Genomic DNA, 9,176 nt, shown 5'->3' with positions numbered 1-9,176 from the left:
CGGATCAGGTGAGAGGATCGAAGGATGAAGATCCTCTCGATCCAGTCCGCGGTCGCCTACGGTCACGTCGGCAACTCCGCCGCCGTCTTCCCGCTCCAGCGCATCGGCGTCGAGGTCCTGCCCGTCTACACGGTGAACTTCTCCAACCACACCGGCTACGGCGCGTGGCGCGGACCGCTCATCTCCCCCGACGATGTCCGCGACGTCATCACCGGCATCGAGGAGCGCGGGGTGCTCGGCCAGGTCGACGCCGTACTCTCGGGCTACCAGGGCAGCGAGGGCATCGGCGACGTCATCATCGACGCCGTCGCCCGCGTCAAGGCGGCCAATCCGGACGCGGTCTACGCCTGCGACCCGGTCATGGGCAACGCCAAGTCCGGATGTTTCGTCGCCCCGGCCATCCCGGTGCTGCTGCGCGAGCGCGTCGTGCCGGTGGCCGACATCATCACGCCGAACCAGTTCGAGCTGGGCTTCCTGACCGAGACCTCGCCCGACACCCTCGAGTCGACGCTGGAGTCGGTGGATGCGGCCCGCGCGATGGGCCCGAAGACCGTGCTGGTGACGAGCGTCGAGCGTCCGGATGCGCCGGCCGACACGATCGAGATGCTCGCCGTCGACGACGCGGGCGCGTGGATCGTGCAGACGCCGCGGCTTCCGATGAAGGCCAACGGCTCGGGTGATGTCACGGCCGCGCTGTTCACCGCGCACTACGTGCGGACCGGTGACGCGGAGCTGGCCCTACGGAAGACCGTATCGAGCGTGTTCGACCTGCTCACGCGCACCCTGGAGTCGGGCGAGCGCGAGCTGCAGCTGGTCGAGTCGCAGGACTCCTACGCCAACCCGCGCGAGCAGTTCGCGGTCGCGCGCGTGCGCTGACCCGCCTCCTCACACCAACAGCTCCTGAGTTTTTCGCGCGAATCGCCGCTAAGACGGCGGAAAACTCAGGAGCTGTTGGCTAGGGACGCGGCCAGGCGTCGGCGATGGCCGTGCGGACCTCTCCGAGCAGCTGGGGTAGCGCCTTCGTCTTGGCGATGATGGGCAGGAAGTTCGCATCCTGAGCCCACCGCGGGACCACGTGCTGGTGCAGGTGCGCCGCGATCCCGGCTCCGGCGACCTCGCCCTGGTTCATGCCGATGTTGAACCCGTCGTTCTTCGACACCTGACGGATGACGCGCATCGCCGTCTGGGTGAGGCTGCCGATCTCGGCGACCTCCTCCGGCGTCGCCTCGTCGTACGTGGCGATGTGGCGGTACGGGCACACGAGCAGGTGGCCGCTGTTGTACGGGAACAGGTTCAGCAGCGCGTAGGCGTGCGTTCCGCGTGCGACGATCAGCGCATCCTCGTCGCTCATGCTCGGGGCGACGCAGAACGGGCAGTCGTCCTTGCCCGGCTGCTGCCCGTGCTGGATGTAGACCATCCGGTGCGGGGTCCAGAGCCGCTGGAACTCGTCCGGGACGCCGACGAGGTACGACGGGTCGTCGACACGGATGCGCTCCGCGTCCACGCTGTCCCGGATCGCCCCGTCGGCGTCGCCGTCCCCGTTCGAGTCGTCGGACGCCCCGTACGAGTCGAGGTTCAGTCGTGCCATGCCGTGTCGACCAGCTCGTGCGAGCGGATGCTCTCGACGATCCGCTCGATCGCCTCGTCGACGGTCACGCCGTTGCGCTGCGTACCGTCGCGGAACCGGAAGCTGACCGTGCCGGCCGACGCATCCTCTTCGCCGACGATCAGCTGGAAGGGCACCTTGGCCTTGGTGTGCGTGCGGATCTTCTTCTGCATGCGGTCGTCGGAGTGGTCGACCTCGGCGCGCACGCCGCGGGCGCGGAGCCGCGAGATCACGTCGTCGAGGAACGGCGCGTACTGGTCGGCGACCGGGATGCCGACGACCTGCACCGGCGACAGCCAGACCGGGAACGCGCCGGCGTAGTGCTCCAGGAGGATCGCGAAGAACCGCTCGATCGAGCCGAGCAGCGCGCGGTGGATCATGGCCGGCTGCTTGCGTGTGCCGTCCGCCGCGTTGTACTCCAGCTCGAACAGCTCCGGCTGGTTGAAGTCCAGCTGGACGGTCGACAGCTGCCAGGTGCGGCCGATCGCGTCGCGCGCCTGCACGGAGATCTTCGGTCCGTAGAACGCCGCCCCGCCCGGGTCGTCCACGAGCTCCAGACCGGAGTCGATCGCGACCTCACGCAGCGTCTCCGTCGCGGTTTCCCAGCTCTCGTCGCTTCCGACGTATTTATCCGGGTCCTTGGTGGAGAGTTCCAGGTAGAAGTCGGTGAGCCCGTAGCCGCGCAGGGTCTCCAGCACGAACTCCAGCTGGCGGGCGACCTCGTCCTTGATCTGGTCTTCGGTCACGTAGATGTGAGCGTCGTCCTGAGTGAGGCCGCGGACGCGCGTCAGCCCCGACAGGGTGCCCGACTTCTCGTACCGGTACACCGTCCCGAACTCGGCGAAACGGAGCGGGAGCTCGCGGTAGCTTCGGCCGCGCGCCCGGTAGATCAGGTTATGCATCGGGCAGTTCATGGGCTTCAGGTAGTAGTCCTGGCCCTGCCGGGTGATGTTGCCCTCCGCGTCGCGCTCCTCGTCGAGGTGCATCGGCGGGAACATCCCCTCCTTGTACCAGTTGAGGTGCTGGCTGGTCTCGAAGAGGTGCGCCTTGGTGATGTGCGGTGTGTTGACGAGCTCATAGCCGTTGGCGATGAGCCGGTCGCGCATGTAGTCCTCGATCTCCTTGCGGATGATCCCGCCCTTCGGGTGGAACACCGCCAGGCCCGAGCCGATCTCGTCGGGGAAGCTGAACAGATCCATCTCGGCGCCGAGCTTGCGGTGGTCGCGCTTGGCGGCCTCCTCCATGCGGGTCTGGTAGGCGCGCAACTCCTCCTTGCTCGCCCAGGCGGTGCCGTAGATGCGCTGCAGCTGCTTGTTCTTCTCGTTGCCGCGCCAGTAGGCGGCCGCGACGCGCGTGAGCGCCCAGCCGTTGCCGATCATGCGGGTGTTCGGGAGGTGCGGGCCGCGGCAGAGATCTTTCCAAACCGTCTCCCCCGTCTTCGGGTCGACGTTGTCGTAGATGGTCAGCTCGCCGGAGCCGACCTCGACCGACTCGCTCTCGTCGAAGGCGGCGGTGTCGCCGTGCTGGACGCCGCCCTTGAGGCCGATGAGCTCTAGCTTGTACGGCTCGTCGGCGAGCTCCGCGCGCGCCTCCTCGTCGGTGACGACGCGACGGACGAAGCGCTGGGCCGCCCGCTGGATGCGCGACATCTCCTTCTCGAGAGCCTTCAGATCCTCCGGGGTGAACGCCTCGAGCACGTCGAAGTCGTAGTAAAAACCGTCCGTGATGGGCGGCCCGATGCCCAGCTTCGCCTCCGGGTTCACGGCCTGCACGGCCTGCGCGAGGACGTGCGCCGTCGAGTGGCGCAGGATGCTGAGGCCGTCGGGCGAGTCGATGGTGACCGGCTCGACCTCGTCGGTCGTCGTGACGGTGGTCGCGAGGTCCTTCAGCTCGCCGTTGACGCGCATCGCGACAACGGAACGGTCGGTGAAGAGCTCGAAGCCGTCGGCCACCTGTCCACTCCTTGTTCGTGGGTCTATTGGGAACCCTCCAACTCTAGCCGGAGCGGGGATGCCGCTCGGAGCGGGGTGCACTGTCTAGGCTGCAGCCATGCCGATGTCCGAGTACGTTCAGTCGATCCGTGACCGCGTCGGTAACGACTTCCTGCTTCTGCCGGGAGTCAGCGCGGTGATCCGAGACGACGACCGGTTCCTCCTGGCGCGACATGCGCACTCCGGCCTCTGGAGCCTGATCGGCGGGGGTATCGAGCCCGGTGAAGAGCCGGCGGAAGCACTCAGACGCGAAGTGCTCGAAGAGACCGGTGCTCGCGTGCGGGTCGCGGGCATCATCGGTGCGTACGGCGGCGAGCCGCTGATGGTCGAATACCCGAACGGCGACCGTGTGGGCTACGTCACCGTTGCGTACGACTGTGAGCTGCTCAGCCCGGCCGCCCCGGATATGGACGAGCTGCTCGAGCTCGGCTGGTTCGAGCGCGACGCCATCGCCGCGCTTCCCCGGCGTACGTGGATCGACAGGGTGATCGCCGACACGGGAGCCCTGTGATGACCGAGAGCGATCGCGAGGCGTCCGACGGCGACCGTTTCCGCATGTGCGTCCTCGACCAGTGAGATCGCCTCGTCTCCCGGACTCTCACGCTGGATGCGTACCCCTGGTGCGCGGCAATCGGTCCCGCCACACTTGACAGGAGTGGACGAGGGAGCCCGGGAGTCACTGGATCGGGCGCTCGAGCTGATCGCGCAGGCCGGTGGTGGCGAGGTGGTCTCGTTCCCCAACGAGCTCGCTCCCGGGAAACGGACGTCGTCGTTCCTCCACAACGGCACGAGGGCGATGTTCGAGAAGGCCGGATTCACCTTCGAGCGGCACATCGGCAAGAGCAAGACGGTGATGCGCATCACAGTCCCGCCGTCGGCGGACTGACACAGACACCTGCGACGAGGTCTCTCCGCTTGCCGTCGATCATGCGCTCGTACACTCGGCACATGCGGACGCATGACGTGATCGTGATCGGTGCCGGGCTCGCGGGGCTGCGCTGCGCAGCCGAACTGGCCGCCCGCGGCCGCGAGGTGGTCGTGCTCGAGGCCTCGGACCGTGTCGGTGGGCGGCAACGAACCGACCGCGTCGATGGCTTCACCCTCGACCGCGGCTTCCATGTGCTGAACACCGCCTACCCGGCGGTCCGCGCGGCGGTGGACGTCGATAGTCTTTCCGTCGCGGCGTTCCCGACAGCGGTTCGGGTCCGCCGCGCGGACGGCTCGATGGCCACCCTCGCGCATCCGCTTCGGCATCCCGGCCTGATTCCGGCGACACTCGCCAGCGGTCTCGTCACACCCCGTGACCTTGTCGGGCTCGCCCGGTGGCTCGGTCCCATGGTCCTCCGCCCGCGTTCTTCGGTCGCGCGCCCGGATCGCACCGTCGGGCGGGGCTGGGACGAGGCCGGCCTGACCGAGGCACTCCGTACCGAGGTGTTGTCGCCCTTCTTCGCGGGAGTTCTCGCCGATTCGTCGGAGTCGACGTCAGACACGTACGTGCGCCTGCTCGCCCGATCGTTCCTCCCGGCCGCCGCGGGCCTGCCCCGTGACGGCATCGCCGGGCTCCCGATCGCGCTCGCTTCGCGCGCTCGCGCGGCGGGAGCGGATATCCGGCTCGGCCGCGCGGTGAGCCGGCTGCGGCGGAGCGACGGTCGGTGGGAGGTGGATGCGCTCGGCGAGCAGACCCTGCGCGCACGCGACGTCGTCGTGGCGGTGGCTGCGGAGGCAGTCGACGGACTCGTGGACATGCCTGTGCCATCCACTCGGGGATTGCAGACCTGGTGGTTCGCGGCGCAGCAAGCTCCGGTCTCCGGGTTGCTGACGATTGACGGGGGTCGCGAAGGCCCGATCGTCAATGCACTGGCGATCTCCGCCACGATCTCGGAGGCAGCGCCGCCCGGCTACCACCTCGTGCAGGCGACCTGCCTGTTGACTCCCGGCAGCGTGGCGAGCGAGACCGACGTGCGCGCCCAGCTCGCACGGCTGTATGGCCCGGCTTCGTCATCATGGCGGCTCCTGCGCCGTGATGACATCCCGCACGCGCTCCCCGCTCTGCCGCCGCCGTTGCGGCACCCGTCCCCCACTCGCATCGGCCCGGGCCTGCATCTCGCGGGCGATCACCGAGAGTCCCCATCGATCCAGGGCGCGCTCCACTCGGGACTGCGGGCGGCGAGATCGGTGGTTCATGAACCACGTTGATGGCGCGGGCGAACGCTACGATCGCGCTGTGTCGTCCTTTCGATCACGGGCGCGGTTCCGCCGGACGGGAGCGGTGATTGTCGCGGCGGTCCTATCGTTTTGCTACTCGTTCGTGCTGGCGTTACTGGCCGTCGCACTTGTCGTGCAATGGGTCACCGGGCAGGGCACCATCGGGAACCTCACTAGCAATGCGGCGAATCGCGGCGTCGCCTTCCTCGTCGTCGTCTGCGTCGGCGGCGCGACCGCTCTCGCGGCGGGTGCGGGAAACGCCGTGAGGGGTCACCGTGGCCTCGCCGCGATCATCCCCCTCGCTGTGCTCGTGCTGATCGGCCTGGTCGGCGAGTCGATCGACATCGCGTCCGGGAACCCGCTGCTCGACAACCTGATCGGTGCCGCGATCATCGCTGCGGCAGCCGTACCGCTGGTGCTGCTTCTCCTACCGAGGCGACTGCACGTGGACTCGAAGGAGCCGAGCGCTGCCGTCGGCACACTCCCATGATGATCACCACGATCTAGTCGGAACCCCACACCGGACGGGCCTCAGAGGCCCGGGCGAGAAGTGGTGCGGTATCCAGCACGACGTGCGACTCCGGAATGTCGAACGCCGGCCACTGGACGACCACCTCGAGGGGGCCCTCCGGGGGAAGCGGCCACAGCCACATCCCGTCATCGAACCGGTAGATGTCTTCACCACCCCCGCCATTCCCGCCGGAGGGGTTGAGGCTGTGCTTCTCGGGGGCGACGCCGTACATGCCCGGCGCAAGATCGGAGATCAGCTGCTGACCGTCACCCAGCACGACGCCGTAGCGGACGCGATCCGGGTCGTACCGGGCGAAGTGGTTGTGGATAGCCGACTGCATCTCCTGCCACTCCAGGCGGGTCGCACGTCCACGGCGGATGCGACGGTCGATGATGAGCTCCACGCCGTTGCTGTAGACCCGAGCCATCGTCAGGATGAGGGCGACTTTGTCGTTCCTGGCGATCGTCTCACCGATCGGGAAGATCGCAGCCAGCTCACCGTCGGACGGCTTCCACCATGGCGCGGCGACACTCTCGACGGTCTCGTTCTCGTCCTCGGGCGGGTCCAGCGGGAAGAAGCTCACGGTCGCCACCTGATCACAGAGCTGGCGGTGCCCGCAAGAGGTAGCTCTGGTTTCCGGGGCCGTCCTCGCTACGCTGACACTCATGACCCCGAGCAGCCAGCGCAAGCCGCCACGCAAGCGGCCGTGGTGGGTCCCTGCCGCAAGCCTGCGGAACTCGCGAAACATGGCTTTCTGGTACACAGCCATCTTCGCCCTCAATGTGTCGGTCGTCATAGCATCTCCGCCGCCCAACCCCTGGTTCGTCCTCGTCTGCGTCTTGTGGGGCATGCTCGCCGCTTGGGCGTGGCTCGGTCTGTACTACTTCGCGCGGAAGGGTGAGCAGGGCCGCCCTGCCGGACGTCGGTGACGTGAAGGCGACGCGGGTTCAGTATGCAATGACCGTTGCTCTGGGTATCGTCGCCGTCACGCTCCTTGCGGGCTGCGCCCCACTGTTCCCTGTGTGCTCTATGCCCGACATCCGGCCGCCTCACATCACCGTCGACGCTGCGATCTGGTTGCGGGTGCATCCTGGCGGCACGGTTCACGCCTGCTACGCCGGCTCGTGCGACGAGGAGGACGGAGCCAGGCCGTCGTTCGACATCCTGGTCCCTCGCACCGCGGATCTCAGCAAGCAGCACGACCTTGTCGTCACGTTGACCGACCGGGCCGGGACGGCGACCCGGACCGCACGGATGGCGCTCAAGGTCGTTCCCGGGCAGAAGGGTGCACCGTGTCCTATGCCGGACCAGTGGAGCCGCATGGTCCTCGTCGGGATGGACGGCAAGGTCCAAGTGGGCGGGGCCGACGACGGCCGCCTCATCGTCCCGACCCCGGTGGAAACGGCTGGCCCGTGATTCGTCGGAACCATCCGGAAACGACGAAACCCCCGGTTCTCCGGGGGTTTCTCTCTGTGGGCGATACTGGGATCGAACCAGTGACCTCTTCCGTGTCAGGGAAGCGCGCTACCGCTGCGCCAATCGCCCGAGCCTGAACGCGAAGCTCAGGATCGAGGTGGATACGGGATTCGAACCCGTGTATACGGCTTTGCAGGCCGCTGCCTCGCCTCTCGGCCAATCCACCGAACGCCACAACACGGAAAAACCCGTACCGTACCTGAGAGGCCCGATCCGAAGACCGGGCCGACTCGAGCGGATGACGAGACTCGAACTCGCGACCCTCACCTTGGCAAGGTGATGCGCTACCAACTGCGCTACATCCGCATTTCGCCCCGCAGTTCCCTGCGGCACTTGAAAGACTCTAGCCGATCTGGAGGCGCAAGACAAAACCGATTACGCCCGCCGGGTGTGTCGCCTGTGGCCGCGTTCGGGCGCTCCGTGTCGATGTGCATCGGGGCCCCGGAGTCGGCTAGTATCGAATCTCGCAGCACACGGGCGATTGGCGCAGTTGGTAGCGCGCTTCCTTCACACGGAAGAGGTCATCAGTTCGAGTCTGGTATCGCCCACCAAAGAAAACCCCCGGTCCGCCGGGGGTTTTCTGTTTCTTATTCTGGGCCGACCCCGTAGTGCCACGCGCGGCTGCCGAAACCGTGGGGTCAGGATCCCGGCTGGCGCTTGGGTGAGCCATCATCTCGGACCGGCGCATCATCGGCACCGTCCGGCGCTGCCGACACGGCTGTCGCCGGGTGCCGGAGCACCCATACGAGTGAGATCCAAGCGACCGCAGCGGCCAGGACGAAGAACACCCCGATCAGTAGCCACCACCAGTCCCCTCGGCGCAAGGCGAGGAGCGGTTCGATGGAGGCAAGGGCGGTGTAGAAGATCGCCATCCACCACGAGCCCGCGCGCGAGGAGGTGAGTATCCACCACGGCTTCTTCGACGGCGCACCGGTCACGAATCGGACTCTACCCGTCGACTCCGTGGGTGTGGTCGTCGACGCCGGAAGCGAACGGACACCGTGATCGCACCGCCCACTCCCGCAGCCAGGATGATGGCAGAGGGAATCCAGAGCGACCGCAGAGGTAGCGTCACTGCGAGCACCGCGACGATGACCGCAAAGACAAAGCACGACACGGTCAGGCCGACAAGCGCCGGGGTGTTCCGGTTACGGCTCATAGTTCGGTCGATCGCCAGCTTGTTCGCGCGTTGCCTGCCGGTAGTACCAGAGGTAGAGGATGGCCTGGCCGGCGAAAATGATTCCGAGTGCGATGTTCACCCACCCTGTCGGAGTGCCGAGGACGACAAGAACGACACCGCAGACGAGGTTGAGCAGCGAGACACCGGCGAACATCCACGCGAAGTTTCGCCAGAACCGGAGGCCTCGAGTGTGCGGGTCGGTCACGG

General features: G+C 67.3%; 12 protein-coding genes and 4 tRNA genes. 8 read left to right on the top strand and 8 right to left on the bottom strand.

Annotated features, from left to right (window positions below; all coding sequences use genetic code 11):
• The first annotated feature begins 24 nt into the window (after positions 1-24).
• On the top strand, positions 25-876 hold the full coding sequence (pdxY, locus tag ACF1AJ_RS02900; protein WP_391506052.1) for a pyridoxal kinase PdxY: 852 nt from the start codon (positions 25-27) through the stop codon (positions 874-876).
• A gap of 79 nt (positions 877-955) precedes the next feature.
• On the opposite strand, the gene ACF1AJ_RS02895 is transcribed toward pdxY, so the two are convergent.
• Together ACF1AJ_RS02895 and thrS are read right to left on the bottom strand one after the other, a co-directional pair.
• Entirely contained in the window at positions 956-1,588 is a 633-nt protein-coding gene (locus ACF1AJ_RS02895; RefSeq protein WP_391506051.1) for an HIT family protein, read from the bottom strand.
• On the bottom strand, positions 1,576-3,558 hold the full coding sequence (thrS, locus tag ACF1AJ_RS02890) for a threonine--tRNA ligase (RefSeq protein WP_391506050.1): 1,983 nt from the start codon (positions 3,556-3,558) through the stop codon (positions 1,576-1,578). Before thrS ends, ACF1AJ_RS02895 begins: the two co-directional genes overlap by 13 nt.
• Positions 3,559-3,655: 97 nt before the next feature.
• Here thrS and ACF1AJ_RS02885 point away from each other — a divergent pair, with 97 nt between their 5' ends.
• From ACF1AJ_RS02885 to ACF1AJ_RS02870, 4 genes are all read left to right on the top strand, one after another.
• Positions 3,656-4,108: an NUDIX domain-containing protein gene (locus tag ACF1AJ_RS02885; protein ID WP_391506049.1), complete on the top strand. Its 453-nt coding sequence runs from the start codon at positions 3,656-3,658 to the stop codon at positions 4,106-4,108.
• 144 nt (positions 4,109-4,252) lie between these two features.
• Positions 4,253-4,483, top strand: coding sequence for a hypothetical protein (locus ACF1AJ_RS02880; RefSeq protein WP_391506048.1), 231 nt, complete (start codon positions 4,253-4,255; stop codon positions 4,481-4,483).
• Between the two features lie 62 nt (positions 4,484-4,545).
• Positions 4,546-5,793, top strand: coding sequence for an FAD-dependent oxidoreductase (locus ACF1AJ_RS02875; RefSeq protein ID WP_391506047.1), 1,248 nt, complete (start codon positions 4,546-4,548; stop codon positions 5,791-5,793).
• A 112-nt stretch (positions 5,794-5,905) separates the two neighbouring features.
• On the top strand, positions 5,906-6,292 hold the full coding sequence (locus ACF1AJ_RS02870; RefSeq protein ID WP_391506046.1) for a hypothetical protein: 387 nt from the start codon (positions 5,906-5,908) through the stop codon (positions 6,290-6,292).
• A 13-nt stretch (positions 6,293-6,305) separates the two neighbouring features.
• Here the strand turns inward: ACF1AJ_RS02870 and ACF1AJ_RS02865 are convergent, their stop codons facing one another.
• Complete coding sequence (locus tag ACF1AJ_RS02865) at positions 6,306-6,896, bottom strand: hypothetical protein (RefSeq protein WP_391506045.1); 591 nt, start codon at positions 6,894-6,896, stop codon at positions 6,306-6,308.
• A gap of 82 nt (positions 6,897-6,978) precedes the next feature.
• On the opposite strand from ACF1AJ_RS02865, the gene ACF1AJ_RS02860 reads away from it, so the two are divergent.
• Together ACF1AJ_RS02860 and ACF1AJ_RS02855 are read left to right on the top strand one after the other, a co-directional pair.
• Complete coding sequence (locus ACF1AJ_RS02860) at positions 6,979-7,242, top strand: hypothetical protein (RefSeq protein WP_391506044.1); 264 nt, start codon at positions 6,979-6,981, stop codon at positions 7,240-7,242.
• A 100-nt stretch (positions 7,243-7,342) separates the two neighbouring features.
• Entirely contained in the window at positions 7,343-7,729 is a 387-nt protein-coding gene (locus ACF1AJ_RS02855) for a hypothetical protein (protein ID WP_391506043.1), read from the top strand.
• 57 nt (positions 7,730-7,786) lie between these two features.
• Here ACF1AJ_RS02855 and ACF1AJ_RS02850 read toward each other — a convergent pair.
• From ACF1AJ_RS02850 to ACF1AJ_RS02840, 3 genes are all read right to left on the bottom strand, one after another.
• Positions 7,787-7,858 (bottom strand) — tRNA-Val (locus ACF1AJ_RS02850).
• A gap of 26 nt (positions 7,859-7,884) precedes the next feature.
• Positions 7,885-7,955, bottom strand: a tRNA-Cys gene (locus ACF1AJ_RS02845).
• Between the two features lie 67 nt (positions 7,956-8,022).
• Positions 8,023-8,095 (bottom strand) — tRNA-Gly (locus ACF1AJ_RS02840).
• A gap of 169 nt (positions 8,096-8,264) precedes the next feature.
• Here ACF1AJ_RS02840 and ACF1AJ_RS02835 point away from each other — a divergent pair.
• Positions 8,265-8,340, top strand: a tRNA-Val gene (locus ACF1AJ_RS02835).
• An 87-nt stretch (positions 8,341-8,427) separates the two neighbouring features.
• On the opposite strand, the gene ACF1AJ_RS02830 is transcribed toward ACF1AJ_RS02835, so the two are convergent.
• Entirely contained in the window at positions 8,428-8,727 is a 300-nt protein-coding gene (locus ACF1AJ_RS02830) for a hypothetical protein (RefSeq protein ID WP_391506042.1), read from the bottom strand.
• Between the two features lie 210 nt (positions 8,728-8,937).
• Positions 8,938-9,174, bottom strand: coding sequence for a hypothetical protein (locus ACF1AJ_RS02825; RefSeq protein ID WP_391506041.1), 237 nt, complete (start codon positions 9,172-9,174; stop codon positions 8,938-8,940).
• Positions 9,175-9,176: the final 2 nt, after the last annotated feature.

Origin of the sequence: Leifsonia sp. NPDC014704 (assembly GCF_043083605.1) — a bacterium.
In the GTDB taxonomy this organism is placed as follows: domain Bacteria; phylum Actinomycetota; class Actinomycetes; order Actinomycetales; family Microbacteriaceae; genus Leifsonia.
Note: the sequence above shows the minus strand (reverse complement) of the source record. Positions and strands in the feature narration are given on the sequence as shown.

What these genes read in the sequence shown, in the direction of transcription:
- pdxY (WP_391506052.1), top strand. Translation starts at nt 25, where the DNA reads ATGAAGATCCTCTCGATCCAGTCCGCGGTCGCCTACGGTCACGTCGGC.
- ACF1AJ_RS02895 (WP_391506051.1), bottom strand. Translation starts at nt 1,588, where the DNA reads ATGGCACGACTGAACCTCGACTCGTACGGGGCGTCCGACGACTCGAAC.
- ACF1AJ_RS02885 (WP_391506049.1), top strand. Translation starts at nt 3,656, where the DNA reads ATGCCGATGTCCGAGTACGTTCAGTCGATCCGTGACCGCGTCGGTAAC.
- ACF1AJ_RS02875 (WP_391506047.1), top strand. Translation starts at nt 4,546, where the DNA reads ATGCGGACGCATGACGTGATCGTGATCGGTGCCGGGCTCGCGGGGCTG.
- ACF1AJ_RS02860 (WP_391506044.1), top strand. Translation starts at nt 6,979, where the DNA reads ATGACCCCGAGCAGCCAGCGCAAGCCGCCACGCAAGCGGCCGTGGTGG.
- ACF1AJ_RS02855 (WP_391506043.1), top strand. Translation starts at nt 7,343, where the DNA reads ATGCCCGACATCCGGCCGCCTCACATCACCGTCGACGCTGCGATCTGG.